Origin of the sequence: Natrialba sp. PRR66 (assembly GCF_034808065.1) — an archaeon.
GTDB lineage: Archaea > Halobacteriota > Halobacteria > Halobacteriales > Natrialbaceae > Natrialba > Natrialba aegyptia.
In genome coordinates this window covers 1-275 of the sequence record NZ_JAXHGN010000093.1, presented here as the reverse complement: position 1 = coordinate 275, position 275 = coordinate 1, and the positions used below count along the sequence as shown (strand labels likewise).

The 275-nt window shown below is 62.5% G+C and carries 1 pseudogene; it reads left to right on the top strand.

Annotated elements, in window-relative coordinates:
• Positions 1-275, top strand: a pseudogene (locus SM755_RS23610) (SAM-dependent methyltransferase); the annotation flags it as partial.

The following is a 275-nucleotide window of genomic DNA, read 5'->3' as shown; positions in this document are numbered from 1 at the left end:
AGTCAGCACGCTCGTCGTGGCAAACACGTTCCACGGCGTCGACGACCAGTCGGGGTTGGTCGAGCAAGCGTTCCGGGTGATCGAACCTGGCGGAAGCCTGGTCATCGTCAACTGGCATGATCGCCCGCGTGAAACGACGACTGTCGGGACTGAACCTCGGGGACCCCCGACGGAACTTCGGATGACGCCGAGAGAAACTGAAGATGCCGTACTTCCAGCCGCACCGTTCACGCTCGACCGGCAGGTCGAGTTGCCGCCGTACCACTACGCGCTAA